Here is a 26,688-nt window from a genome sequence, read left to right as displayed (position 1 = left end):
CTGACCGACCCGCCACCCCGTTTCGCGCTTGGGTGGCGGCGCCCGCACGTCCCTGCTCTTCTCCCCTTGACCCGCGCCACCCACCTTGGGTGGTTTCGGTACGACCGCGAACCCCTATCCTAGAACGCAAGGGGGTCGGTTGTTGCTGATTCGCGCAAACCCTACCCTCACCGAAACCAGAAAAAGGGAACGCGCATGTCGCGTCTCCCTCAGGAGACAGGCGTAATGACTTCGTTCATGGTCAATGAACACTCGCTGGCGCCCTACCGGCCAGTACGCTTTCCCGAGCGGCGCACGCTCGTCGAACGCCGTGTCGACGGCACGCTGATTCTGCGCTCGGCCAATCCGCCGCCAGATATCGCGCAACGCAGCTTCGCCGATTTCATTCCTGTCTGGGCGCAATCCCGAGGCGATACGCCGGCCTTCAGTGAGCGGGCCGAACAGGGTGCATGGCGCAGCATCGGATGGCGCGAGCTGTGGCAACAGGTGCAAGCGGTCGCGGCAGGGCTGCTTGAGCTAGGCCTGAATCAAGAGCGTCCGTTGATGCTGCTGTCCGGCAATTCCATCGAGCAGGCAATCCTGTTGCTCGCAGCAGAATACGTCGGCATTCCCACCGCTCCGGTTTCGCCCGCCTATGCAACCCTTAGCAAGGACTTCGCGCGTCTTAAAGGCGTTCAGGCGCTCGTGCCTCCTGCAGCGGTTTTCGTGCAGACGCGCGACCCTTTCGAACGCGCGCTCGCGGCGCTGGAACTCGCTGCGACGCCGGTGATCGCAGTGCGCGGTGCCGTTGGCGCACAGCTTGCCTGGGCCGATCTCATCGCCACCGAACTCACGCCCGTTCGGCTCGCCGCGATCGCTGCGGCGCATTCGGCCATTGGCCCCGAAGATACGGTTCGCGTGCTTTTCACCTCCGGTTCGACCGGCGCACCCAAAGGCGTGAACCTGACCTATGGCAACTTCCGCGCCGTGATCGCCTACTACGCGGATAACCTCGGCTGGCTGGGCGCATCGCAACCGGTCTTTCTCGACTGGCTGCCCTGGCATCACGGTCTGGGCGGCGTACTGAACCTCGGGCGCTCCGTGCAGTTCGGCGCGACGCACTATATCGACGACGGCCGGCCGCTGCCGGGCATGATCGAGCGCACCGTGCGCAATCTGCGCGAGGTGGCGCCGACCATCTTCACCAGCGTTCCCTCGGCTTGGGCAGTGCTCGCAACCGAACTCGAACGCGACCCGGCACTCGCGCGCAATCTGCTATCGAACGTGCACTTTTTCGGCTACGGCGGCGCTAGCCTGCCGCGCGACGTGTGGCAGCGCATTCAGCGCGTCGCGGAAGATACGGTCGGCGAACGGATTGCGTTCTGTTCAGGTCTCGCCTCTACCGAGACCAGCGGCATGGGCACTTATTGCGGCTGGTCGGGCGATAACCTAGGCAACATCGGCACGCCCGTCCCGGGTGCCGAGGTCAAGCTGTTGCCGATCGAGGGCGACGATGCGCGCTATGAGATCCGCATGCGTGGCGCGCATGTTTTCGGCGGCTATATCGCGAATCCCGACCTCACGGCGGCTGCATTCGACGAAGAAGGCTTTTTCCGCCTTGGCGACGCCGTGCGTCTGGCCGACCCGGCCGATCCTTCGCGCGGCCTTTTGTTCGCCGGCCGAGTCGTCGAGGATTTCAAGCTCACCAATGGGACCTGGGTCCGCACTGGCGCGGTGAGGCTCGCACTTATCGATCAATGCGCGCCGCTTATCACCGACGCCGTGATCTGCGGCCACGATCACACCTTTCTTGCTGCGCTCGCATGGCCCAACGTCGCCGCGTGCCGGCGTCTCGCGCCGGAACTCGCCGAGTTGGATGCGGCGACGCTGATCCACCATCCGCTCGTCGTCGCCGCACTAGGCGCGCGTCTGGCCGAACAGAAAACCGGCGGCGCCAGTCTGCGGGTGGAGCGGCTGATGCTGATGGCCGAGCCCCCCTCGATCGATGCCAACGAAATCGCCGACAAAGGCTACGTGAACCAGGCGGTCACCCGCGCGCGCCGCGCGCATCTGATCGATCAGTTGTACCACGCCGAACCCGCAGCGCATATCGCCTGCACGCGATGAAACCCCGTCACGAACGACGTCAAAAATCACACTCAGGACAATAGCAATGCAGATCACCCGTAACGTTTTCCGTGACGATCACGAAATGCTGCGCACCACCGCGCGCCGCTTCCTCGAACGCGAATGCCTGCCGAAGCAGGCTGCATGGGACAAGGCCGGCTGCGTCGACCGCGAGACCTGGCTTAAGGCCGGCCGCGAAGGTCTGCTGTGCCTCACGCTGCCGACCGAGTACGGCGGTGGCGGCGGCGACTTCGGCCATGCCGCGGTGCTCAACGAAGAAGTGAATAGCTGCGGCATCAGTGGCCTCGGGTTCTCGGTTCACTCGGACATCATCGCCCCGTATCTCGCGCGGCTCGGTAACGAAGAACAGAAGCAGCGCTGGTTGCCGAAGGTCTGTTCCGGCGAGGCGATTCTGGCAATCGGCATGACCGAGCCGGGTACTGGCAGCGACCTGAAAGCAGTACGTACCACTGCCGTGCGAGACGGCGACGAATATGTGATCAACGGCAGCAAGACCTTCATTAGCAACGGGCTGACCGCCGATCTGATCATCATGGTCTGCAAGACCGATCCGAACGCCGGCTCGCGTGGTGTGAGCCTGATCGTCGTCGAAGCGACCCGCGAGGGTTTCCGGCGCGGCCGCAAGCTCGACAAGGTCGGCCAGCACGCGCAGGACACTGCAGAACTGTTCTTCGACAATGTGCGCGTGCCCGTCACCAATCGTCTCGGCGAAGAAGGCAAAGGTTTCGCGTATCTGATGGCGGAACTGCCGCAAGAGCGTCTGTCGATCGCGCTCGGCGCCGCCGCCAAGCTCGAAGCTTGCCTCGAGCACACGCTGAACTACGTGAAGGACCGCAAGGCGTTCAATCAGACCGTGTGGGACTTCCAGAACACCAAGTTCAAGCTCGCCGACATCAAGGCGCAAGCCATCGCCGTGCGTCTGATGGTCGATCACTATCTGTCGGAACACGTGCGCCGCCGTCTGACGCTCGAAGAAGCGGCCATCGCCAAACTGTTCGCCACTGAAACGCTCGGCAAGGCGCTCGACGAAATGGTGCAGTTGCATGGCGGCTACGGCTACATGCTCGAGTACCCGGTCGCTCGCGCGTTCGCCGATTCACGTGTGACGCGCATTTATGGCGGCACGAGCGAGGTCATGCGTGACCTGATCTCCCGCAAGCTGTAATTCGACCTGCCGCTTAAATCATTCGCAAGCCATTTGCAAGCAATTCGACCCGATCAAACTACAAGATACAAGGAGCTATCACATGACCCGTAATGTATTCGTCGCCGGCGTAGGCATGATTCCGTTCAAGAAACCCGGCACCAGCGAGCCGTACGACGTGATGGGCGCTGGCGCCGTGCGCGAGGCACTCGCCGATGCCGGCATTGACTACGCCGACGTGCAGCAGGCCTATGCCGGCTATGTGTATGGCGATTCCACCTGCGGACAGAAGGCGCTGTATCACGTCGGCATGACCGGCATTCCGGTTATCAACGTCAACAACAACTGCGCGACTGGTTCGTCGGCGTTATTCCTCGCACGCCAGGCCGTGCAAAGCGGCGCGGTCGACTGCGCGCTGGCGGTCGGCTTCGAGTTCATGAACCCAGGCGCGCTCAGGTCGGTGTGGACAGATCGCGCATCGGCGCTGGAACGTGCGAACGACGTAGTCAACGAACTGGTCGGCCAACCCGACGGCCTCAGCAATGCCATCCGTCAGTTCGCGGGCGCGGGCATGGCGCACATGAAGAAGTACGGCACCAAACTCGAAACGTTCGCGAAGATTCGCGCGAAGGCCAGCCAGCACGCGGCGCGCAATCCGCTCGCGGTATTCCGCAATGTCGTCTCGACCGAAGACGTGATGGCTGCGCCGATGCTGTGGGACGGCATCTTGACCCGCCTGATGGCCTGCCCGCCGACGTGCGGCGCCGCCGCCGCGATCGTGGTGTCCGAGGAGTTCGCCCGCAAGCGCGGTCTGCGCACCGATGTGCTGATCGCAGGCCAGGCATTGACCACCGATCTGCCGAGCACCTACGACGCCCGCGACATGATCCGCGTGGTCGGTTTCGACATGACGCGTTCTGCTGCGAAGATCGCGTATGAGCAGGCCGGCGTCGGCCCCGCTGATATCGACGTGATCGAGTTGCACGACTGTTTTGCACAAAACGAGTTGCTGACGTATGAAGGACTCGGTCTGTGCGCCGAGGGTGAAGGCGAAAAGCTCGTCAACGATAACGACAACACGTATGGCGGCAAATGGGTGGTCAATCCGTCTGGCGGCCTGCTCTCCAAGGGGCATCCGCTCGGCGCGACCGGCCTCGCGCAATGCTACGAAATGACCAACCAGTTGCGCGGTAGCGCCGGGCAGCGCCAGGTCGAAGGTGCGAAGGTCGCGCTCGCGCACAACGTGGGTCTCGGCGGCGCTTGCGTCGTGACCGTTTACAAGTCGGCGTAAAGCGCGCGCTGCTGACGGAGTCCTAAGGATGATCGACAAAAAACACATCGGCAGGAAACTGCCGGTCTTCAAGGCGAGCACCGACGCGTGGCGTTTGCGTTTCTTTGCGAAGGCAATCGGCGAAACCAACCCGATCTATTTCGACGAGTCGGCCGCGCGCGACGCCGGGCACCCGGCACTGCCGCTGCCGCCCACCTTTCTGTTCTCGCTGGAGTTTGAACAGCCCAATACGCAATGGCGCGACGAACTGGGTATTCAGGTCACGCGCATTCTGCACGGCGAACAGACCTTCACCTATCACCGGATGGCCTACGCGGGCGACACGCTCCAGTACGAAAGCCACATCAGTGAAATCTATGAGAAGAAAGGCGGCGCGCTCTGCTTCATCGTGAGGCAAACGCGGGTGACGAATCAGCATGGCGAGCACGTGGCGGATTTGCGCAGCGTGATTGTTCAGCGTTAAACGGAGCACGCGAATGAGCACCCTTTCTTTCGACTCACTCAACGTAGGCGACGTGCTGCCGCCGCTCGCGCTGGCCCCGATCAACCGCACGACCCTCGCGCTATTTGCAGGTGCGTCGGGCGACCACAATGTGGTGCATATCGATCTGGACGCCGTGCGCCGCGCCGGCATGCCCGACGTGTTCGCGCACGGCATGCTGTCGATGGCCTACCTCGGCCGGCTGCTCACGCAGTGGGTCGATCAACGGCAACTGCGCCAGTTCGGCGTGCGCTTTGTCGGCATCACGCAACTCGGCCATCAGATTACCTGCAGCGGTCGTGTGGTGGAGAAATTCGAAGCGGATGGCGAGCAGCGCGTCAAGCTGGAAATCTCGACTGCCAATCAATTCGGCGAGGCGCGCATCATGGGCGATGCGGTCGTCGCGCTTTAATACACGCTTTATTACGCGCTTTTAAAACTCGCGTTGATACATTCAGTCAAGGAGACACAAACATGGGCAAGCTTCAAGGCAAGGTAGCACTCGTGACGGGATCGGGTCGCGGCATTGGCCGTGCGATCGCGGAAAAACTGGCGAGCGAAGGCGCGCGTCTGGTGATCAACGATCTCGACGCCGATCCGGCGCATGAAACGGTCGAAGCGCTGAAAAAGATGGGCGCGGAAGCGGTGGCCTGCGTAGGTAACGTCAGCGCGCCGGATTTTGCCGACCGCTTCGTCAACACTGCGATGACCACTTACCAGGGCATCGATATCCTCGTCAACAACGCCGGTTATACGTGGGATGACGTGGTGCAGAAAATGACCGACGAGCAGTGGTACGCGATCATCGACTGCCATATGACCGCGCCGTTCCGCATTCTGCGCGCAGCCTATCCGCACGTTAAGGCGCTGCACGCCGCGGACAAGGAAGCCGGCCGTGACGTATATCGCAAGATCGTCAACATTTCGTCGACCTCGGCGCTCAACGGCAATGCCGGCCAGCTCAACTATTCGGGCGCCAAGGCTGGCGTGCTGGGTATGACACGCGCGCTCGCCCGCGAGTGGGGACGTTTTAATGTCAACGTCAATGCCGTGGCGTTTGGGTTGATCCATACGCGCATGACCTCGGCGGATGCCAACGCCGGTGCGACGGTGAAGATCGAGGGCCGCGATATTCGCGTTGGCCTGAATCCGGAGATGCTGAAGTCGCACGCGCAGCGCAATCCGCTCGGCCGTGGGGGCACGCCGGAAGAAGCTGCTGGTGGTGTGTACCTGTTCTGCTCACCTGAGTCGAATTACATCACGGGGCAGACTATTGCGGTGGCGGGGAATCTGCAGTAAGGGGTTTTTGGGGGCTTCGTTGTCGACCTTTGAATCGCCGCCCACGCGGCGATTTTTTTATACGCTTTATTGGTCCGCTCTTTGACCCGGCAATAACCCCGCTATCCGGGCTGACTCCCACGCAAGCGAAAATGCCGCTGTGACAACACAGCGGCTCTGCCCCCTACTTCAGCCTGATCGCTCGAAGCAATCCTTAAAAATAACCCCTGCTATCCGCGCTGGGTACAACGCAAACGAGAAAGCCGCTGCGACAACGCAGCGGCCTTAACTCCAACTGAAACCCAACCGCTCCAAGCAACCCTTAAATCGCGTTCACGAATTGCGGCACCGCATCGAACAGATCCGCTTCGAGTCCATAATCGGCGACGCTGAAGATCGGCGCCTCCGCGTCCTTATTGATCGCGACGATCACCTTCGAGTCCTTCATGCCGGCCAGATGCTGGATCGCGCCCGAGATCCCGCACGCTACATACAGTTGAGGCGCGACGATCTTACCGGTCTGTCCCACCTGCCAGTCGTTCGGCGCGAAACCCGCGTCGACTGCGGCCCGGCTCGCGCCGAGCGCAGCACCGAGCTTGTCGGCCAACGGGGTGAGGACCTCAGTGAACTTCTCGCTACTGCCGAGCGCCCGACCACCGCTGACGACGATCTGCGCGTCACCAAGTTCCGGCCGGTCGCTTTTTGCCACGGCGCGTCCGACGAACATGGAAAGCCCGCTGTCCGCAACGGCCGCGACGCTGTCGATCTGTGCCGCGCCGCCTTGCGCACACGCGGCATCGAAGCCGGTCACACGCACGGTCAACACCTTCACCGGATCGTGGCTTTGCACGGTCACGATTGCGTTGCCAGCATAGATTGGCCGCTCGAACGTGTCGGCGCCGATCACCCGCGTAACGTCCGAGATCTGCGCGACATCGAGCAATGCGGCAACGCGGGGCGCGACATTCTTGCCCGCGCTCGTCGATGCAAAAACGATGTGGCTGTATTCCGCTGCAAGTACCAGCACCTGCGCCGCGACGTTTTCAGCGAGCCCTTCGGCCAGTTGCGGCGCATCGGCATGCAGCACACGCGCTACGCCGGCCACAGTGGCAGCCGCTCGCGCCGCCTCGCCCGCTTGATGTCCGGCCACAAGCACATGCACCTCGCCCTGATCTGCGCACACTTCAAGCGCAGCACTCACCGCGTTAAGCGTAGCCGTTCTGATCGACGCGTGGTCATGCTCGGCCACGACTAGCACTTTCCTTTGCGAAATCGTATTCATTGTCAGATCACCTTTGCTTCGTTTTTCAGTTTCGCAACCAGTGCGGCGACGTCTGGCACCTTGACGCCTGCGCTACGACGCGGCGGTTCGGCAGTCTTCAATGTGGTCAGACGCGGCGTGACATCGACGCCCAACTGTTCCGGCGTCATTGTGTCGAGCTGCTTTTTCTTCGCTTTCATGATGTTGGGCAGCGTCACATACCGTGGCTCGTTCAGGCGTAGATCCGTGGTGACAACCGCAGGCGTGGCGAGCCGGACTGTTTCGAGTCCACCGTCGATTTCACGCGTCACCGTGACATTGGCATCCGTCAGTTCGACACGGCTCGCAAAGGTTGCCTGCGGGAAACCCGCGAGCGCGGCGAGCATCTGGCCGGTCTGGTTGCAATCGTTGTCGATTGCCTGTTTGCCAAGAATCACCAGTTGCGGGGCTTCACGCTCCACCAGAGCCTTGAGCAATTTGGCGACCGCGAGCGGCTGCAAGTCCGCGGCGGTTTCGACCAGAATCGCACGATCCGCGCCGATTGCCAGCGCAGTGCGCAGCGTCTCCTGACACGCGCTCACGCCACACGATACTGCGATCACTTCGCTCACGACGCCGCTTTCCTTTAGCCGCACCGCTTCTTCAACCGCAATCTCATCGAACGGATTCATGCTCATTTTCACGTTCGCGAGATCGACGCCTGTGCCGTCAGCCTTGACCCGCACTTTCACGTTGAAGTCCACCACGCGTTTTACCGCGACCATTACTTTCATCTGTTGTCTCCTGAGTCAATCTCTGTACTGTTTCGACGCTGCGGCACACGTCACGACTGGTAGCCCAGGCCGTTTTCGCGCAGACGGGCCACTGCGGTGTCGTCGAAGCCCCAGTCGCGCAATGCGTCCAGTCCACGTTCGCCGCGTCGCGGCGCCGGTCCGGTGATGTGCGAAGGGGTGGCGGAAAAACGCGGCGCGGGTGCAGGCTGAACCACCCCGGCCACTTCGACGAAGCTGCCGCGCGCACGATGCTGCGGATGAGCCGGCGCTTCCGAGAAGCCCAGCACCGGCGCAACACACGCATCGCTGCCTTCGAACACCTCGCACCATTCGTCGCGGGTCCGCGTCAGGAATACGGCTTCGAAACGCTCGCGCAAAACTGGCCATCCGGCGCGGTCGTGCTGCTTCGGCAGTCCCGCATCGGCCAGTCCCAGTTTGTGGAGCAATTCCGCGTAAAAGCGGCTTTCGACGGCGCCCACGGCCATGTAGTGACCGTCACGCGTCTTGTAGCTGTCGTACCAGGGCGTACCGCCGTCCAGCAGGTTGCTCTGCCGCTGCTCGCGCCAGTTGCCGGAGGCCAGCAAGCCCCAGACCACCGCGCCCAGTTGGGCCGCGCCTTCGATCATCGCCGCGTCCACCACCTGGCCCTTGCCGCCACGCTGAACGTTCAGCACAGCCGCGAGCACGCCCAGCGCGAGCAGCATGCCGCCCCCGCCATAATCACCGACGAGATTCAGCGGCACCACCGGCGCCTCATCCGCACGGCCGATGCCGGACAACACACCCGACAGCGCAATGTAGTTCAGATCGTGCCCGGCACGTGCGGCGAGCGGCCCCGTTTGTCCCCAGCCGGTCATACGGCCATAGACGAGCCCCGGATTACGCGCGAACGCGGCCTCTGGCCCGAGTCCCAGCCGCTCCATCGTGCCCGGCCGAAAGCCTTCGATCACGATGTCCGCACGTGACATCAGGTCGAGCGCTGCCTCGACGGCGTCTGGCTGCTTCAGATCGAGTGTCACTGAGCGCCGGCCACGACCTGTGACGTCAACGCGTTTGCCGTTGGTTTTTGGTCCCAGATCGTCCGGCGCCACCGGCCGGTCGATACGCAGGACATCTGCGCCCATATCGGCAAGCAGCATCGCGCCGAACGGTCCCGGTCCTATCGCTTCAAATTCCAGAACCCGAATGCCGCTTAGTACACCCATCGTTCGTCCCCTCTTTCAATGTCCGACCGCGCGTTTCACTTGCGGCTATGTGGCGGCGGCGTGCCTTACGGCAAATCGCGCCGTGGTAGCAGTAGGCCTGACATGAGAGGGAACGGCACCACCCGCAGCGGGGGGCGGGATGCGACTTGCCAGCGCCGCTCAGGTGGCGAGGGGCACCCGCTCGGGCTCGTCCGTTTCGAACCAGTTGGGGTTGCGCGCCGCAATCGGCCCGAGCGAAACGAGGATCTCACGCAAATGTGCACGCATCGCCTCTTCGGCCGCGCTGGAATCATGCGCTCGCAATGCAGCCAGGATCTTTGCGTGCTGTTTGATCAAGAGGTCGAGGGGCGACACATCAGGCAGACTCAGATAGCGAACCCGATCCATTTGCGCCTTGATGTCCTGAATCGTGTTCCAGGCGGCGATGCAGTCGATAGACTGCGCGATCGAGTAGTGAAAAGCTTCATCCAGGGCCAGAAACGCTGCAGTGTCGTTCGACTTCGCTGCACGTTTCTGATCCCGCACGTTCTCCGTGAGCTGTTGCAACTGGGCGTCGGTGATGGATTCCGCTGCCTTGCGGGCGACGGCCGTTTCTATCGCCTCACGGATAAACCGCCCTTCCCTGACCATACGCGGAGAGATCCGCTTCACCAGGGTCCCGCGTTGCGGCAGCACCTGAAGCACACCGGCTTCCACCAGTTTGATAAACGCCTCGCGCACCGGTTGCCGTGACACGTGAAACATGTCCGAGACTTCCTTCTCCGAAAGCGGCGTGCCCGGGACCATCTGACCGACGAAAATCGCCTGACGCAATGCGCGAAAGATCTGCTTGCTGATCGGCTCGTGAGAGTCGATCGACACTTGGGCTGTCAAATCAGGCAACGCAGCACGCGGCATGGTCGCTCGCCCCATCCGTCGTCTTGCTGCTGGCGCGACGATGGAAGATTCATCGGGGTCTTCGAATTCTGTGGCGAGAGAGGTTGTCATCGGAATGCGGCTCGTCGGGTTCAGGCGCTGCGAATTGACTCAACGGAATAAGCCATCGCTTTGAGCCTGCGTGTGAGTGGCTCAAACCATACTACCATGCACGTTTTTTGAACGCGCAATGGGTTGGCGAGAGTGCTGCCGTGGTCGTTCGAGCGTGTATCAACCGCGCGCACCGCAGCAGCTGCCATCGCCATCCACTCAATTGGGTCAATCGAAATTCAGGTGTACTTTCATTGATTGCGCGCGGTCGTGTGCGACTTCGAACGCCTGGTTGGCATCCGCCATCGCAAAGGCATGCGTCATGATGGGACGCAGATCGACCTTGCCTGAAGCAATCTCCTCGGCGGCCACCGCGTATTCGTCGGTGAAGCGGAATGAGCCCTGGTAGCGGATTTCCTTGGCCATCACGAGATTGGCCGCTACCGGCGATTGCCCCGCCGGCAGATTGCCCACCTGGATCACTGCGCCGCCCGCGCGCACCGAACGCAACGCCGCATCGAGACCCGTCGGACTTCCGGATGCCTCGATCACCACGTCGAAGGTGCCGCGCTGTTCGGCCCACCGTGCGATGGTCTCGCTATCCGCGGCATTGACTGTTTCGTCGGCACCTAGCGAAGCGGCGATCTGCAGCGCCTTGTCAGAGAGATCCATCGCCACCACACGATGCGCGCCAGCGCGACGCGCAACCGTCAGCAGAATGCAGCCAATCGGCCCGCAACCGATCAGCAGCACGCGTGCGCCGACCAGCGATCCGGCCTGTCGCACCGCATGCAATGCGACCGCGAGCGGCTCAGCCATCGAGGCCTGCGCGAAATCGACGCCTTCGGGCACCGGCACGCACTGGCGCGCCGACACCACGATGTACTGGCGAAACATGCCCTGCGTATGCGGGAACGTCGACGCGCTGCCCATGAAGCGCATGTTCAGGCAGTGATTCGGCATGCCGCTCACGCAATACCGGCAGGTACCGCACGTGAGCCCCGGATTGACCGCCACGCGTTGGCCAGCGGCCAACGCCGTCACGTCGGCACCGAAAGAGTCCACTTCACCGGCCACCTCGTGACCGAGCACAAACGGCTCGCGCACCGCGAAATCGCCGCTCTTGCCCTTGAAGTAGTACGACAGATCCGAGCCGCAGATGCCGCCTGCGCGCACGCGCACGCGTACCTGTCCCGGGCCGGGTTCGGGTGGCTCGACCTCGTCAATGCGGATCAATCTGGGTTCGTGGAGAACAGCTGCCAGCATGGGGAAACTCCGATCAGTAAGCGTCGCGCGCTCGGTGCAGCGCGACGGGAACAAGCTTCAAAAAGTGGGTTAAAAGCCAATCACCAGTTCCACAGCGTTCCGTCTTCAAGACGCGCAACCGGTAAATAGGCAGGGTCATACGGGTAGCGGGCAGCAAGCGTCTCGTCGATATCGACACCGTGCCCCGGCGCCTCGCCCGGATGCATCATGCCGTTCTCGAAGCGCCACGCGTGCGGGAACACCTCAAGCGCCGCGTCAGGAAATCCCATGTACTCCTGCACGCCGAAATTCGGCACCCACAGGTCGAAGTGCAGGGCCGCGCCCATGCAGACCGGCGACAGATCCGATGGACCATGACAGCCGGTACGTACCTGGTACAGCGCAGCGAAATCCGCAATACGCCGCAGATGCGTGATACCCCCTGCGTGTGTGAGCGTGGCGCGGATATAGTCGATCAGCTGCTCCTCGATCAACTGCTTGCAGTCCCAGATGCTGTTGAACACTTCGCCCACCGCGATCGGCGTGACGGTATGTTCGCGAATCAGCCGGAAACCCGCCTGATTCTCCGCAGGCGTCGGGTCTTCCATCCAGAAGAGCCGGTACGGTTCGACCGATTTACCCAGACGGGCCGCTTCGATGGGCGTGAGGCGGTGGTGCACGTCGTGCAGCAGATGCGTATCGAAGCCGAACTTCTCGCGCACCGCTTCAAAGAGCTTCGGCACGAAGTCCAGATACTTCTCCGACGACCAGCTCTGCTCCTCGACAGCGCCCTTGGTAGCCGGCTCATACATGCCGTTGCCCTTCGAGACACCATACACCGAGCGCATGTTCGGCACACCGCACTGGATGCGGATCGCCTTGTAGCCCGCTTCGATATGTTCCGCGTAACGGTCGAGCGCTTCGGGTATGTCGCGGCCCGTGGCGTGTCCGTAGACCATCACGCCGTCGCGCGAGGCGCCACCCAGCAGACGGTACAGCGGCATGCCCGTCACCTTGCCGAGGATGTCCCACAACGCCATATCTACCGCTGCGATGGCCGTCATCGTTACCGGCCCACGGCGCCAGTACGCGCCCTTGTAGAGGTACTGCCAGATATCCTCGATACGCCCAGGATCGCGGCCAATCAGCGTCGGGCAGACGTGCTCCTTCAGATAGGCCGCCACCGCCAGTTCGCGACCGTTCAGCGTGGCGTCGCCAATGCCGTGCACGCCCTCGTCCGTGACGATCTTCAGGGTGACGAAATTACGCCCCGGACAGGTGACGATGACGTCGGCGCGAACGATCTTCATAAAATTATCCTTGCTGCACAGATTGACTGACCACGGTCCGAACCTTCACGTTCGTCCCCAGTGAGATAACGCAACATCACCGCCGAGCCGCTGGCGAACCACCCGCAATCGTCGTCACGCCAATGATTAGTGCGCCGTAGACGATGGCGCGTAAGCCTGCGCCGGTACCGCTCGCATTGAGCAGCGCATTGATGAGAAACAGGAAACAGGCCGCCCCCCACACTCCCGTCGGACTCGCTCGGCCACCCGATACCTGGGTGCCGCCAATCACGACTACCGCCACCGAGAGCAGCATATAGTCGGCGCCCATATCGAGCGTCGCGCCACCGGAAAACGCCGAGAGCAGCAATGCACACAACGCGACCAGCACTGCGCAGGCCACATAAGTCGCACAACGGACCCACTCCACGCGCACGCCAGCGAGATTTGCCGCCCGCGCGTTCTGGCCGACGGCAGAGAGGCTGCGCCCTTGCACCAGTCTGAACAGCACGACACCGGTCAATAACGTGACGACCAGCGCCACAAAGGCAAGACTCGACACGCCACCCACGCGGCTCAACGCAAAGTTTTCCAAACCGGGCGGCGGCGCAGCGCTGCCCCGGCCGAGGCTGATCGCGACGGACTGCAACACGAAACTGGAAGAAAGGGTCGCGATAATCGGAGGGATGCGCAGCAAGCGAATCAACAGATAGTTGAACAGGCCGATCCCAACACCGATCCCAATCACGGTAGCGATGCCCAGCACAATCGCGCTATCTTGTCCGGCCATCACGCGCATGGCGACAACGCCGGACAGCGCGATGGTCGCGGGGATCGACAGATCAATGTTGCCAGGCCCGCTCGTGACCACAAGCATTTGCCCGAGTCCGACCAGCACGCTGAACACCACGAATGCGGACGCAGCCGACAGCATGTTCCCCGCAATGCCAACGCCCAGCGCGAGGCTCGTGGCCACGCCCACCAGCAATGCCCCCGCGACTGACCACAGCCACGGTGTATCGCGAACCGTCAATGCGGCTGTTTTCATCGCCGTGCTCCCTTGCCACGAAATACCAGACGCAGTGACAACACCGCGATCAGAATCATGCCCTGCAAGCCGATCTGCCATTCAGGTGCAATCTGCAGGAACGACAGGAAGGACGAGGCGAGCGTGAGCGTAATGGCGCCGAGAACGGCCCCGATTGCCGAAACGCGTCCACCGACGAACTCACCGCCGCCCAGAATCACACCCGCCACCGATAACAGCGTGTAGCGCAACGCGATATTGGCGTCGGCCGAAGTGGCGAGGCCCAGCAGCGTCAATCCTGAGCACACGCCGAACACACCCGCACAGGCAAACAGAATGGCCTTGGCGCGAATCACCGACCAGCCGAATCGACGCATTGCACCCGGGTTGCCGCCCACCCCGCGCAGCCCCACGCCAATCGGCGAGCGCATCAGCAGAAAATGACTGCCAATGCCGATCACGGCGGTCCAGATCAAGGGCGCGGGAATCACGGGAGACTGAAAACCCATCAACGTCGAGAGCCAATTGGGGCTCGTGCCGCCGGGAGACGGCAACAGCAGCACCGCGAGTCCGTTCCAGACAAACGAGAGGCCAAGCGTGACCACGACAGAAGAAATCCGCCGGTATTCGATCAGCGCTCCGATCAGCGCGTAGAGCGCGACGCATCCCGCGAGCGCGGCCCAGCCCAGCAACGGCGAGCGGACCAGCAGCGTTGCCCCAATGCATGAGACGAGACTCACGAAAGAACCGATCGAGAGATCGAGTTCGTTTGCGGTAATCACCGCGAGTTGCGACAGTGTGGCGAAAACGATCGGTACGCCGAGGTTCAGCAACATCACGCCGCCAAAGTAACTGAACGTATTCGGCTGCACGATCACCATGGGAATCAGCACCGCGAACAGCGATGCCACCGGCAAAACCGAGCGCAGATCGAGGCGGCGCGCCTGTATCTTGACTGCCTGAATCATGACGTTACCTCGTCGAAACTTGCTGCAAGTAGCGCTTCTTCCGTGCATTCGCTGCGATCCAGCACGCGGGTGACGCGGCCCGAGCGAAACACGTAAATCTTGTCGCAGTAGGCGAACTCGTCGTTCTCCGTGGTGTACCAGATGAACGTCCGGCCCTTTGCCGCTTCGGCCTGCAGCAGCGCGTAGATTTCGAGCTTGGTGCCGATGTCGACGCCGCGCATCGGGTCGTCCATCAGCACAAGATCGGCATCGGAAGCGAGCGCACGAGCAAACAGCACTTTCTGCTGATTGCCACCGCTAAGCGACAGGATATTTTCAGTAGGGGCCGCGCCGCGAATGTTGATCTTCCTGGCCCACGTATCGAACAGCTCGCGCAGTGCGTCGCCGTTGATCCACGTTGAACTGTCGCGGTTATAGAGCCGCCGGATATCGAAGTTCTGGGCGATCGTCCAGTCTATAAACACACCATCCGCGCGGCGATCTCCCGCGACAAACGCCACCGTCTGATGCGAACTACGCTTGCGTGCCTGCGCGTAGATATCAAGCAGCAGCGCGGTCTGTCCTTGGCCCGCCAGTCCGGCGAAGCCGACAATCGTGCCGCGTGCCGCTTCGATGCTCGTGCGTTTGCCCGGCCCCACCTTCCATTGCAGCGCCGCGACACTGCCGCTTGTCGTCGCCGCCGCGCGCTGCGCAGGCGTCGCAGCGCCTTCGACAAACTGCCCCATCGCCCGGATGATCTGCTCCTTGTCGAGGTTCGCTACGTCCAGCGTCGCTACCACTTTGCCGTCGCGCATCACCATGACCCGGTCAGCACTGCGTAGCATTTCTTCCAGCATGTGCGTGATCAGGATGCAGGTCACGCCGGAGGCCGCGCTTTGCCGGATATACGCCAGCAATTGCTCCGCGGTGTATTTGTCGAGACTCGAGGTGGGTTCATCCAGAATCACAAGACGCACCGGTGTGTCGATACACGCAAAGCCCCGCGCAATCTCCACCATCTGCTGCTGGGTCAGCGAGAGATCGCCGACCAGATCGGTGCCGCGCAGTCCATGGCCTGGAAAGATCGCATCAAGTTGTGCCTCGATCGTGGCGCGAGCGCGCTTGCGCCATCCAAAGTGCTTCAACTGTGGATGCACCGCCCGCATGTTTTCTTCGATCGTGAGATTCGGACACAGCGACAGTTCCTGAAACACGCAGCGAATCCCGAGCATGCGTGCCTCGTCAGCCTCGAACCCACGTTCGTGGGTAGCGCCGTCAATCTGTACCGAGCCTTTGGTCGCATGACGGGCGCCGGCCAGGACGGACATCAGTGTCGACTTCCCTGCACCGTTGTGCCCGGCAATTGCCACGCACTCGCCTTTAAGGAAGTCGAAATCGACGCCCTGCAGCGCGCGGACGGCGCCGAAATTCACGTCGACGCCGCGAGTCGAAAGCAGTCGTTCCGGACACGCTTCCACGCGCGGCACAGCGAGCACCGTGCTTTCAGAATGATTCATGGGACCAGCCGTACGAGGATGAAGATGAGGATCTGACCAGCGATCCACCGGCGCACTCAACTGCGCCGGCGGCATGCCGCGTTACTTCTTCGGCGATTCGACCATGTCCACGACCTGTTCACGCGTGAACACGTTGCTTGCCACCGTGCCCGGCGCGGTGGTCGACAAGACGTTGGGGAGCGAAGCCGGTGTGACGGTCAAGGTCGGCAGCGACATGTCGTGCGGCAGTTTGTTGCCCGCGAGAATCTGCTGCGCCGCCCAGAACGCAAACGTCGACGAACCCGGGTCCGCAGCAATCGACATGGTCTGATACGAATCAACCCCTTGCGACTTCCACCAGGCGAGTTCTTCCTGACGATTGCCGAGGATGATGGTCGGAATGCTGCGACCCGCTGCGCGGAAAGCCTGCGCCACGCCGTAGCCATCGCCACCCTGGGTCACGACAGCATCGACCTGCGGCAAGGAAGGCAGAATGCCCGCGACTTCCTTCTGCGCCACCGTCTGCGTCCAGGCGCCGTACACGGAACCGACAATCTTCATACCTGGATACTTCTTCACCTCGTCCACGATGCCTTGGTGAATCTCGTCATCAACCGACACCCCGGCGAGGCCGCGCACTTCTAGGATATTGCCCTTGCCGCCGAGCTTCTTCGCGAGGAAATCGACCTGGACCGCGCCCATCTTGTGGAAGTCCGCGGCAATCCTGTAAGCACAGGGTTCCGTGACGATGCCGTCGAACGAGACCACCACCACGCCCGCAGCGCAGGCCTGTTTGATGGCGCCGTTCAGCGCGGTTGGCGAAGCGGCGTTGATGACAATGGCCTTATAGCCTTGCAACACCAGATTCTGGATCTGCTGTGCCTGCTCGGTCGCCTGGTTTTCGGCCGTGGTAAAGGCCGGCGCGTCTGCAATGATGCCCGCCTTCTTCGCGTCGGCGGCGACCTGCGCCCAGCTCTTGAGCTGCTGCTGACGGAATGTATTACCCGCATAGCTGTTCGAGAGCGCAATCTTGTCCTTCGACGTGTCGCCCGTCGCCACGGCGGCCGTTGCGGCGCCGCTTACCGCCATCAGCACCACGCTGGCGATTCCCGATACAAATGTCCTGTTGAGTTGCACAATCGTCTCCTGAGCTTTGAGGTTAAACGGGCGCGCAGCGCACCGTGCGGCATGACCGGAACCGGCTACCGGTTTCTTCTTGGTATGGGCGAATGTTAGAATACGCCCTACTACCATACAAGTAGGTGTTTTCCATATGGAGAGCAAGATGACAGCTTCTACCCTGGTTTTCGTAGGCGGCCTCAACCAGGCCGTACCGCACTTCGCGGCGGCGAACGGCAAAGGCATTTCAGTGTTTGAGTTCGACGAAACGACAGGCAAGCTGAACTGGCGGTCTGATGCGACGGACGTGCCGAACCCGACTTATCTTGCGGTGGTGCCGCAGCGCGGCATGCTCTATGCCACTAGCGAAATGTTCATCCGCCCAGAGGGTTGGATCAGCGCCTTTCGCGTCGACCCAGCTAGCGGTTCTCTGGTCGCGGTCGGCAGCAGGCAGAGCACGCGCGGCAGTTTGAGCGCGCACTGCAATACCGATCGGCAAGGAAAATGTGTGCTGGTTGCCAATTATTCACACGAAACGCCGGGCGAAATGCCGGGCCGGCATGTTGTGAGTTTTTCGGTGACGCCTGAAGGTGGTTTGACGCGAGCGGTAAGCGAGTGTGTGCATACCGAAACAGGCCGGCGCGCTGATCGTCAGGGTGTGCCTCACCCGCATTGCGTCATGCCCAGCCCGGATGACCGGTTCGTGATCGTCCCTGATCTGGGCGGCGATCAACTGGTCACCTATCGGCTCGATGCAGCAAGCGGGCGTATCGAGCGAACGGAAGGAGAAGCGCTGAAGCTGTCGCCGGGTTCGGGGCCACGGCATATTGCGTTTCATCCGGATGGCACGAAGGCCTATGTCATCAACGAACTCAGCAACACAGTGTGCAGGCTAAGCTATGACGCCGATACGGGCACGCTGCAATTGCTGCAGACATTTGAAGGACTGCTTCCTGACGCGGCCCCCAGTTACGGCGCGGGTGTGCTGGTGTCGCATGACGGGAGGTTTCTTTACGCCACATACCGGGGCGACGATAGCGTGATCACCTACGCGCTTGATGAACGCGATGGCACCATCCTCAGAGCCACGAGGCGCGACAGCGGCGGAAAGACGCCGCGCAGTTTCGCTCTCGCGCCGTCGGGGAAATTCATGCTGGTGGCCAATCAGGACAGCGACCGGGTCGTGGTGTTGCGCCTCGATCCGGAAAGCGGCGAGCCCACCGAGCAGGTTGATGCGGTCGCAGTCGGCACGCCCATGTGTGTCCAGGCGGTGAGATTCGGCTGAACCTCACGCCGGGTAGCTCAATCAGTCAATGCAGGTTTGCTGCGTCATTCGGCCCATTGGCTCAACTGACGCACGCTCTCCTGCAACTCGCGCTCCAGTTGCGCGAACAGTTCAGCGGCAGGCATCGACCGCGCCAGCGCGGCGGCCTGCCCTGCCCACTGCGCGCCGTAGCCAAATTCCCCCTTGGCTTTGGCGGCAGCGTGCAGCGCCTTGCCGGCATCGTAGGCATTCGGATACGCCGGTGTGCGGGGCGCGTCAGCTCCGTCCCCGAGTTCCGTGAAGCGATTCACCATGCTTCGTGCGAGGCGCCCGGAAATGGCCGACGTAAAGGTGGTGTGGCGAGCCGCGTCCCCCAGAATGGCGCGACGATAGCCTTCGTCGATCGACGTCTCCGGGCACGCAACAAAAGCGGTGCCGAGTTGCGCGGCCTGCGCGCCGAGCGCGAGCACCGCCGCGATTCCTGCGCCATCCATGATGCCGCCCGAGGCGATCACCGGCAGATCGAACTCTTTGACCAGCAGGCGCGTCAGTGCAAACGTGCCAAGCCGCGGGTCCGGACCAGCGGGATCGAAGACGCCACGATGGCCACCCGCTTCGATACCTTGCGCCACAATGGCATCCACGCCGGCCTTGGCAACCTGTTCGGCTTCCTGAACATTCGTTGCTGCGCCGAACAGCTTGATCCCGGCGTTCTTAAGCGCGGCGATCACCTCGGCTGACGGCAGGCCAAAGTGGAAACTGACGACAGCCGGCTTCTCTTCGAGGAACACTTGGAGCATGGCGGCATCCGCGACGAAGCTGGTGTAGATCTCCGAGAGCGCTGTTGGTGGCGTCGCACCATAAAGTTCGAACTGCGGCGTGAGCCAGCTCAACCATTGCTGCTCCACCGCCACATCCTGCGTGACGGGTTGATGGCAAAACACGTTGATATTGAACGGCTTCGCGGTGAGTTCACGTGTCTCGCGGATCACCTTGCGCGCGCCTTCCGGTTTCATCGCGCCGACGCCCAACGATCCCAGTCCGCCCGCATTCGACACGGCGGCCGCCAGCGCGGGCGTGGTCACACCGGCCATCGGCGCCTGAATGATGGGCTTGTCGATGCCAAGCACGCGCAGCAGCGCGCGACTGTCTGTCTGATGAGTCATGTCGCATCCTTTTCAAGTACGTGTTTTGCGGGCCGGGCACTCTGTGTGGCCAGCTTTTCCAGCAGAAAATCGACGAAACTGCGCACCCGCGACGACACATGCCGCCCGTGCGGATACAGCAGAATGAATGGCCGCGAAGCGCCGCCATAGGGTTTGAGCATTTCCTTGAGCGTGCCGTCAGCGAGGTCTTTCTCGACGATGAACCGGTAGGTCTGGAATACCCCCGCGCCATGACGCGCCATCGTCACGCCTGCCAGCACATCGCCCGAGGCGCTATACCCTCCGTGCGTCAGGGTCTCCATCTGCTCGCCGTCCTTCATGAACAGCCAGGGGATATGGCGGCCGCTGCTGGGCAACTCGAACTGGACGCAATCGTGACTGAGCAGATCATCCGGCGTTTCCATCTTGCCGGCGTCGCGCAGATAGGCGGGCGATGCCACGACGACCAGTTCGGCATCTTCCAGCTTGCGCGCAATCAGGCCCGAATCCTGTGGCGCACGACCCCGGATCGCAAGGTCATAACCTTCGTCCGCGAAATCGATGTTGCGGTTGCTCAGATGGGTTTCGACCGTGACCTGCGGATAACGCGAACGAAATTCCGCCAGCAGAGGCAGGACGCGGTAATGACCGTAAGGCGTCGGCATGCTGATTCGCAGCACACCGGCCGGTGTAGCCTGCTGCCCTGTCGCTTCGCGCTCCGCGTCCGAGAGTTGGCGCAAGGCCGTCTGACACTGCTCAAAGTAGCGTCTGCCGGGGTCTGTCAGGCGGATTTGCCGCGTGGTTCGAACGAACAGCCTGACACCGAGGCGTTTTTCGAGGCGCGCCACCGCACGACTGACCGCCGCGGGTGTGACGCTCGCCGCCGTTGCCGCCATGGTGAAACTGCCGAGTTCAGCAGCAAGACAGAACAGTTCGATACTGCCGAGAAGAAGGTCGTCAAATTGACGCTGCATGGTCGCCCGATGGCTTAAAGATCGCCGGCGTTATCTGCACGCATCCGTAGGGTCCCCGGAGTCCATGCACTTGCCGCACCGCGAAGTGGAGCGCCCGCATCGTGGCGGGCGCTGTTCCTCGTCGATCTTCACGGGGGGCGACCAGGCTGTCAAGGTGCCGGCAGGCAAAACATTCTTGACGTTTTGGAACAACCCACCCGTCGTGCCACTTACTTCGCCGTCGGCATCGCGAATTCCGCGCCCTTTTCGGTGCTTTCGGGCCAACGCTGCATGATCGACTTCTGCTTCGTATAGAAACGCACACCCTCTTCGCCATACGCATGCGTGTCACCGAACAGGCTGCGCTTCCAGCCGCCGAAACCGTGCCATGCCATCGGCACCGGAATCGGCACATTGATGCCGACCATGCCTACCTCGATGCGGCGGCCGAACTCGCGGGCCACGTGACCATCACGTGTATAGCAGGCCACGCCGTTGCCGAACTCATGCGCGTTGACCAGTTCCACGGCTTCAGTGAAATCCTTCGCACGGACGCAGGCAAGCACCGGCCCGAAGATCTCTTCCTTATAGATGCGCATTTCCGGTGTGACGTTGTCGAACAGCGTGCCGCCGGTAAAGAAGCCGTCTTCGTGACCAGGCACCTTCAGACCGCGACCGTCGACCACCAGCGTCGCACCCTCTGTTACGCCTTGCGCGATATAGCCTTCAATCCGCTCCAGCGCCTGACGCGTGACGATCGGACCCATTTCAGCATCCGCTTCCATGCCGTTCTTGATGACCAGGTTGCGGGCCCGTTCGGCCAGACGCGGCATGATCTTGTCAGCCACGTCGCCCACCAGCACGGCCACTGAAATCGCCATGCAACGCTCGCCGGCCGAGCCGTACCCGGCACCGATCAGCGCGTCGATGGCCTGATCGAGATCCGCATCCGGCATCACCACCATATGGTTTTTCGCGCCGCCGAGTGCTTGCACACGCTTGCCATTTTTCGCGCCGGTCTCGTAGATGTAGTTGGCAATCGGCGTCGAGCCGACGAAGCTCACAGCCTTCACGTCCGGGTGAGCGAGCAATGCATCCACGACAACCTTGTCGCCCTGCACCACGTTGAATACGCCATCGGGCAACCCGGCTTTCTTCAGCAAGTCGGCCATGAAGAGCGAAGCGGAGGGATCACGCTCGCTCGGCTTGAGAATGAAAGAGTTGCCGGCGGCAATGGCCACCGGGAACATCCAGCACGGCACCATGCAAGGGAAGTTGAACGGCGTGATACCCGCGACCACACCCAGCGCCTGGCGCGTGGTCCAGTTATCGATGCCGGTAGAGACCTGCTCGGTGTAATCGCCCTTGAGCAGTTGGGGGATACCGCAGGCAAATTCGATCACGTCGATGCCGCGCGAGACTTCGCCCTGCGCATCCGAGAACACCTTGCCATGCTCGGCCGTGATGATGGCGGCGAGCTCGTCACGATGTTTGTTCATCAATTCGAGGAAACGCAGCATGACGCGCGCACGGCGGATCGGCGGCGTATCGCTCCAGGCGCGAAACGCGGACTTGGCGCTGGCTACTGCTGCATCGACATCTGCCGCTTCACCCAGCAGCAGCTTGCGAGGCCGTGCGCCAGTAGCAGGATTGAAGACCGGTTGATTCCGGGCGCCCGTTCCGCTCACACGCTGGCCATGGATAAAGTGGCCTACGTCCGCGCTGTCGTTAAAGGCTTGCATGTCGTCTCCTGGGGGTGAATGGGTGATGAACAGAGTCTAAGAGCCCGCGACCGGTCTGCAAAGGCGCTATCATTGAACTCATTGTTTTCTATCGTGAACAATGAATGTATGGAAACCGAGAAAATTGCTGGTCTGTGGACCCATCTGCACTGGCTCACCGTGCTCGCTGAACAGGGTAGCTACACGGCAGCGGCCACGCGCCTTGGCGTCAGCAAGGCGGCAATGAGCCAGCGTATCTCCGAACTGGAGCGTGCAGCGGGCATTTCGTTGGTGCAGCGCACCACGCGCAGCGTGCGCCTGACCGAAGCCGGGCAGCGTCTGGTCGAGAATACACGAAGCCACTATGAGGAGATCGCCACCAGCTTTGCCAGCGTCAGCGAACTGGCGGGCGTGGCGCGTGGGCTGATCAGGGTCACAGCACCGGTGGCGTTTGGCCGTCAGCAGTTGCTGCCGAAACTGCCCGCGTTCCTGCGCGAGAATCCCGAAGTGCGGATTCAGCTGGAGGTATCCGACCGGCTCAGCTCGCTCGCCACGGAGGGTTACGATCTGGCCATTCGTCACAGTGCGGAGGCGCCGGACACCCACGTCGCGTGGCGGCTCTGTGAGACGCAGTCTGTGCTGGTGGCGAGCCGCGCCTATCTGCGCAAGCGCGGCACGCCGCTCGCGCCGGAAGAAGTCGTGAGCCACGACTGCCTGTTCTATCCGCGCACTTCGGGTGCGGCAACCTGGTCATTTGAACGCAGGAGCCCGCGCAAGACGGGGGCGGCGCCCGTCACGCTACCCGTCAATGGGCAGTTTTCCGCCAACAACAGCGAAGCGCTGCGCGACGCGGCGCTGGATGACATGGGTATCGCGCTGTTGCCGGATTTCACGGCGCAGGCAGCGGTGCAGGCCGGCAAGCTCGTCGTGGTGTTGCCGCAATGGCGTGTGACAGGGCCGTTCGCAGACCGGCTTTATGTGCTGCGGCCGTACGCGTCGCACGTGCCGCGCGCGGTCAGCCTCTTTGTCAGCTATCTGCGTGAGAGCTACGCAGACGGCTTTCCTTTGTAGCGGCGCCCTTTTTCGACCCTGCTGTTCCCCCTCATCCCCTCCGAATCGCCCTTTCTGGCTGATTTATTCCTCCAGGTAAAAAGTGTTTGGCCGCGCCGGGTATTCGAACTCTCGGCCAATGGGCCTAGATTACACACCTATCGGAGCCGCTGGCCCGACCGGCAAGCAGCCGGATCAACCATTCGGAGGTTTTTCATGAGCACAGCAACAAAGGTCGCAGTCGTCACCGGCGCATCGCAAGGCATTGGTCTGGAAATCGTCAAGGCGTACCGTGAACGTGGCTACAACGTGGTCGCTACCGCACGCAGCGTCAAGCCGTCGGAAGATCCCGGCATTCTGTCAATCGCAGGCGATATCGCTGATCCGGCAACCGCTCGTCGCGTGATTTCGGAAGGCGTGGCGCGTTTTGGCCGTATCGACTCGCTCGTCAACAACGCCGGCGTCTTCATCGCCAAGCCTTTCACCGCCTATACGGCAGAAGACTACGCTAAAGCGCTTGGCGTGAACGTGGCCGGCTTCTTCTACATCACGCAGCTTGCCATCGCTGAAATGGAAAAGAACGGCAGCGGCCATGTGGTCAGCATCACGACGACCCTCACTGACCACGCAATCGACGGCGTGCCTTCCGTGCTCGCGTCGCTCACCAAGGGCGGCCTGAACGCAGCCACGAAGTCGCTCGCCATCGAATACGCAAAACGCGGCATTCGTGCTAACGCCGTCTCCCCGGGCATCATCAAGTCGCCGTTGCACGCGGTTGAAACCCACGCAGCACTCGGCGGCCTGCATCCGGTTGGCCGTATGGGCGAAATGAGCGATATCGCTCAGGCTGTCATGTTCCTGGAATCGGCGCCGTTCGTGACGGGCGAAATCCTCCACGTGGACGGCGGTCAGAGCGCAGGCCACTAAGCCTCGCCACTCGCTACGTCAACCACGCATTGCGGGGATGACCGGGCGCCGACAGTCGGCGCCCGGTTCGCCAACCATCATCAAGGAGAGCAGCATGCCAATCGTCACGATTCAGGTCACCCGCGAGGGCACTCAGCCGGGCAATGATTCAGTCACGGCGGAAGAGAAAGCCAAACTGATCGCAGGTGTCAGCAATTTGTTGCTCGATGTGCTGAAAAAGCCGCTCGCAGCGACCTTCGTGGTCATTGAAGAAGTGGAAAAAGAGAACTGGGGATGGGGCGGTCTGCCGGTTGACGAGTATCGCAAGCAGCTTAGCCAGAAGTAAGCAAGAAGCAGGTAGTAGGCACAGAGGCAGACGATGCGGATTCTGCCTCGTGCGCAACACCCGAATCCGCATCGTCCACGGCCGCTACGCCGTGGACGTATTTCATGGACGCGCCGGGTAGACGCAGCCACGCGGTAGACTCCGGGTGGCAATCACGCGAGCCACCCTCTGACGCGACATGGACCGAATTGATGCGATGAAAGTATTCGTCGCCACGCTCGACGAAGGCAGTCTGGCGGGCGCGGCGCGCCGCCTTGGCCGTTCGCCAGCGGCCGTGAGCCGGGCTATCGCCTTTCTCGAAGATCACACCGGCACCGCGCTGCTGCATCGGACGACCCGAACCATCAAGCTGAGCGAAGCAGGCGAACGCTATGCCACCGCTTGCCGGCGCGTGCTCACTGAACTCGAGGAAGCCGATCTGCTGGTGGCCGATGAAAAGTCGGCGCCGCGCGGCCTTTTGACCATGACCGCGCCGGTGGCTGCGGGCGAGGACGTGCTGCGGCCGATCCTCGACGATTTCATCGAACGCTATCCCGACGTCTCAGTGCGCCTGCAACTGCTCGACCGTCCCGTGAGCCTGATCGACGAAGGCATCGACATTGCGCTGCGCATTGCGCATCTGCCGGACTCGTCGCTGATCGCCGTGCCCGTGGGCGAAGTGCGACGCGTGGTTGCCGCTTCACCGCGCTATCTGAACCGGCATCCACGCATCAAGGAGCCCGCTGATCTGGCGAAACATCGCATCATCTCCATGACGCATTTTGGCCTTGATTCGTGGAGCTTTCCGCCATCCGGCCGCTCGACGTTGCCACTCGTCGTGCAATTCACACCGCGCTTTATCGTCAATACGATTCGCGGCGCGGTGGCCTCGGCCGTTGCTGGCCATGGTGTCACGCGGATGTTTTCCTATCATGTCGCCCAGGAGGTCAAGGCCGGCACGCTCAAGATCCTCCTGAGCGATAGCGAGCATGCGCCCCTTCCCGTTCATCTGCTCACGCCACAAGGGCGTCTGTCCGTCCCCAAAGTGCGCGCTTTTATCGACTTCGCGACACCTCGTCTGCGCAAGCATTTCAAGCAGTTCGAGACCATGACCAGCGACGATTGAACCGCGCGGCGGAAGAATGTCTTCCGGTCTGAGACGATTCTCTCCGGGAGCGGTTCAATCTATTATGCATCCACTGAACACAGGGCCTGACAGATAGTCTGCCGGCCTTCGAGGACGTGGAGGCAGCAGACGCATCATGGCGTACGTAGCACCAGGCAACGCAGAAAAGCCCGCTTTCAATGTGTGGCGCGGTACGGTGGCGGGCGCCAGCGCGAGTCTCGTGGGTATCGGGCTCGCGCGTTTTGCGTATACGCCGCTGCTCCCCGCGATTATCGGTGCACACTGGTTCGAGGCGTCTACTGCGGCCTACCTCGGCGCGGCGAATCTGGGCGGCTATCTGGCCGGCGCGCTCGCCGCGCGGCTGTTCGTCAAATGGTTCTCGTCCGCTACTGTATTGCGGACCATGATGCTGCTCGCGACGATCGCATTCGTCGCCTGCGCGTTCCCCGTTTCGTTTCTCTGGTTCTTCCTGTGGCGCTTCGCGTCCGGCGTGTCGGGCGGCGCATTGATGGTGCTCGCCGCGCCGACGATCCTCGCGCACGTCGCGCC

General features: G+C 62.1%; 25 protein-coding genes. 12 read left to right on the top strand and 13 right to left on the bottom strand.

Going from position 1 to position 26,688, the window contains the following annotated elements:
- Positions 1–225: 225 nt before the first annotated feature.
- The 6 genes from WCA85_RS15905 (at position 226) to WCA85_RS15880 (ending at position 6,342) form a co-directional block, all read left to right on the top strand.
- Entirely contained in the window at positions 226–2,106 is a 1,881-nt protein-coding gene (locus WCA85_RS15905; RefSeq protein WP_424065435.1) for a feruloyl-CoA synthase, read from the top strand.
- Between the two features lie 46 nt (positions 2,107–2,152).
- Complete coding sequence (locus tag WCA85_RS15900; protein ID WP_424065433.1) at positions 2,153–3,292, top strand: acyl-CoA dehydrogenase family protein; 1,140 nt, start codon at positions 2,153–2,155, stop codon at positions 3,290–3,292.
- A gap of 82 nt (positions 3,293–3,374) precedes the next feature.
- Complete coding sequence (locus tag WCA85_RS15895; protein ID WP_424065431.1) at positions 3,375–4,562, top strand: lipid-transfer protein; 1,188 nt, start codon at positions 3,375–3,377, stop codon at positions 4,560–4,562.
- A 28-nt stretch (positions 4,563–4,590) separates the two neighbouring features.
- Positions 4,591–5,025, top strand: coding sequence for a MaoC family dehydratase N-terminal domain-containing protein (locus WCA85_RS15890; RefSeq protein WP_424065429.1), 435 nt, complete (start codon positions 4,591–4,593; stop codon positions 5,023–5,025).
- A 13-nt stretch (positions 5,026–5,038) separates the two neighbouring features.
- Positions 5,039–5,455: a MaoC family dehydratase gene (locus WCA85_RS15885; RefSeq protein WP_424065427.1), complete on the top strand. Its 417-nt coding sequence runs from the start codon at positions 5,039–5,041 to the stop codon at positions 5,453–5,455.
- A 62-nt stretch (positions 5,456–5,517) separates the two neighbouring features.
- A complete protein-coding gene (locus tag WCA85_RS15880) occupies positions 5,518–6,342 on the top strand; it encodes an SDR family NAD(P)-dependent oxidoreductase (RefSeq protein ID WP_424065424.1) in 825 nt (274 codons plus the stop codon).
- A 301-nt stretch (positions 6,343–6,643) separates the two neighbouring features.
- On the opposite strand, the gene WCA85_RS15875 is transcribed toward WCA85_RS15880, so the two are convergent.
- The 10 genes from WCA85_RS15875 to WCA85_RS15830 all read right to left on the bottom strand — a co-directional run bounded on the left by WCA85_RS15875 (position 6,644) and on the right by WCA85_RS15830 (position 17,619).
- The gene (locus WCA85_RS15875) at positions 6,644–7,603 is read right to left on the bottom strand and encodes an electron transfer flavoprotein subunit alpha/FixB family protein (protein ID WP_424065422.1); all 960 of its coding nucleotides are present in this window, start codon (positions 7,601–7,603) and stop codon (positions 6,644–6,646) included.
- Positions 7,604–7,605: 2 nt separating this feature from the next.
- Positions 7,606–8,355 carry an electron transfer flavoprotein subunit beta/FixA family protein gene (locus WCA85_RS15870; RefSeq protein ID WP_424065420.1) on the bottom strand — a complete coding sequence of 250 codons (750 nt, stop codon included), beginning with the start codon at positions 8,353–8,355 and terminating at the stop codon, positions 7,606–7,608.
- A 50-nt stretch (positions 8,356–8,405) separates the two neighbouring features.
- Positions 8,406–9,560 (bottom strand): CaiB/BaiF CoA transferase family protein, encoded by a 1,155-nt coding sequence (locus tag WCA85_RS15865; protein ID WP_424065419.1) that lies wholly within the window; start codon positions 9,558–9,560, stop codon positions 8,406–8,408.
- 159 nt (positions 9,561–9,719) lie between these two features.
- Complete coding sequence (locus WCA85_RS15860) at positions 9,720–10,547, bottom strand: GntR family transcriptional regulator (protein WP_424065417.1); 828 nt, start codon at positions 10,545–10,547, stop codon at positions 9,720–9,722.
- A gap of 207 nt (positions 10,548–10,754) precedes the next feature.
- A complete protein-coding gene (locus WCA85_RS15855) occupies positions 10,755–11,792 on the bottom strand; it encodes an L-idonate 5-dehydrogenase (RefSeq protein WP_424065415.1) in 1,038 nt (345 codons plus the stop codon).
- Positions 11,793–11,872: 80 nt separating this feature from the next.
- Positions 11,873–13,081: a D-mannonate dehydratase ManD gene (gene manD, locus WCA85_RS15850; RefSeq protein ID WP_424065413.1), complete on the bottom strand. Its 1,209-nt coding sequence runs from the start codon at positions 13,079–13,081 to the stop codon at positions 11,873–11,875.
- Positions 13,082–13,157: 76 nt separating this feature from the next.
- Positions 13,158–14,108 carry an ABC transporter permease gene (locus tag WCA85_RS15845; protein ID WP_424065411.1) on the bottom strand — a complete coding sequence of 317 codons (951 nt, stop codon included), beginning with the start codon at positions 14,106–14,108 and terminating at the stop codon, positions 13,158–13,160.
- Positions 14,105–15,055, bottom strand: coding sequence for an ABC transporter permease (locus WCA85_RS15840; RefSeq protein WP_424065409.1), 951 nt, complete (start codon positions 15,053–15,055; stop codon positions 14,105–14,107). The genes WCA85_RS15845 and WCA85_RS15840 overlap by 4 nt, the downstream gene beginning before the upstream one ends.
- On the bottom strand, positions 15,052–16,551 hold the full coding sequence (locus tag WCA85_RS15835; RefSeq protein ID WP_424065407.1) for an ATP-binding cassette domain-containing protein: 1,500 nt from the start codon (positions 16,549–16,551) through the stop codon (positions 15,052–15,054). Before WCA85_RS15835 ends, WCA85_RS15840 begins: the two co-directional genes overlap by 4 nt.
- An 81-nt stretch (positions 16,552–16,632) precedes the next feature.
- A complete protein-coding gene (locus WCA85_RS15830; protein ID WP_424065467.1) occupies positions 16,633–17,619 on the bottom strand; it encodes an ABC transporter substrate-binding protein in 987 nt (328 codons plus the stop codon).
- Between the two features lie 196 nt (positions 17,620–17,815).
- Here WCA85_RS15830 and WCA85_RS15825 point away from each other — a divergent pair, with 196 nt between their 5' ends.
- The gene (locus WCA85_RS15825) at positions 17,816–18,934 is read left to right on the top strand and encodes a lactonase family protein (RefSeq protein WP_424065406.1); all 1,119 of its coding nucleotides are present in this window, start codon (positions 17,816–17,818) and stop codon (positions 18,932–18,934) included.
- A gap of 44 nt (positions 18,935–18,978) precedes the next feature.
- On the opposite strand, the gene WCA85_RS15820 is transcribed toward WCA85_RS15825, so the two are convergent.
- The 3 genes from WCA85_RS15820 to WCA85_RS15810 all read right to left on the bottom strand — a co-directional run bounded on the left by WCA85_RS15820 (position 18,979) and on the right by WCA85_RS15810 (position 22,753).
- Positions 18,979–20,079, bottom strand: a complete 1,101-nt coding sequence (locus WCA85_RS15820) for an NAD(P)H-dependent flavin oxidoreductase (protein ID WP_424065404.1) — start codon at positions 20,077–20,079, stop codon at positions 18,979–18,981.
- Complete coding sequence (locus tag WCA85_RS15815; protein WP_424065402.1) at positions 20,076–21,032, bottom strand: LysR family transcriptional regulator; 957 nt, start codon at positions 21,030–21,032, stop codon at positions 20,076–20,078. Before WCA85_RS15815 ends, WCA85_RS15820 begins: the two co-directional genes overlap by 4 nt.
- A gap of 209 nt (positions 21,033–21,241) precedes the next feature.
- Positions 21,242–22,753 carry a CoA-acylating methylmalonate-semialdehyde dehydrogenase gene (locus tag WCA85_RS15810; protein ID WP_424065401.1) on the bottom strand — a complete coding sequence of 504 codons (1,512 nt, stop codon included), beginning with the start codon at positions 22,751–22,753 and terminating at the stop codon, positions 21,242–21,244.
- Positions 22,754–22,861: 108 nt separating this feature from the next.
- Here WCA85_RS15810 and WCA85_RS15805 point away from each other — a divergent pair, with 108 nt between their 5' ends.
- The 5 genes from WCA85_RS15805 to WCA85_RS15785 form a co-directional block, all read left to right on the top strand.
- A complete protein-coding gene (locus WCA85_RS15805; protein ID WP_424065400.1) occupies positions 22,862–23,803 on the top strand; it encodes a LysR family transcriptional regulator in 942 nt (313 codons plus the stop codon).
- 195 nt (positions 23,804–23,998) lie between these two features.
- The gene (locus WCA85_RS15800; protein ID WP_424065398.1) at positions 23,999–24,709 is read left to right on the top strand and encodes an SDR family NAD(P)-dependent oxidoreductase; all 711 of its coding nucleotides are present in this window, start codon (positions 23,999–24,001) and stop codon (positions 24,707–24,709) included.
- A gap of 94 nt (positions 24,710–24,803) precedes the next feature.
- Positions 24,804–25,034 (top strand): tautomerase family protein, encoded by a 231-nt coding sequence (locus WCA85_RS15795; RefSeq protein ID WP_424065396.1) that lies wholly within the window; start codon positions 24,804–24,806, stop codon positions 25,032–25,034.
- Positions 25,035–25,212: 178 nt separating this feature from the next.
- Positions 25,213–26,139, top strand: a complete 927-nt coding sequence (locus WCA85_RS15790; RefSeq protein ID WP_424065394.1) for a LysR family transcriptional regulator — start codon at positions 25,213–25,215, stop codon at positions 26,137–26,139.
- 136 nt (positions 26,140–26,275) lie between these two features.
- A partial coding sequence (locus WCA85_RS15785; protein WP_424065392.1) for a YbfB/YjiJ family MFS transporter occupies positions 26,276–26,688 on the top strand: 413 nt, incomplete at its 3' end.

The organism is Paraburkholderia sp., assembly GCF_049581445.1.
Taxonomy (GTDB): Bacteria; Pseudomonadota; Gammaproteobacteria; order Burkholderiales; family Burkholderiaceae; genus Paraburkholderia.
The sequence above is the reverse complement of the archived record's forward strand: the minus strand, read 5'-3'. Positions and strand labels throughout refer to the sequence as shown.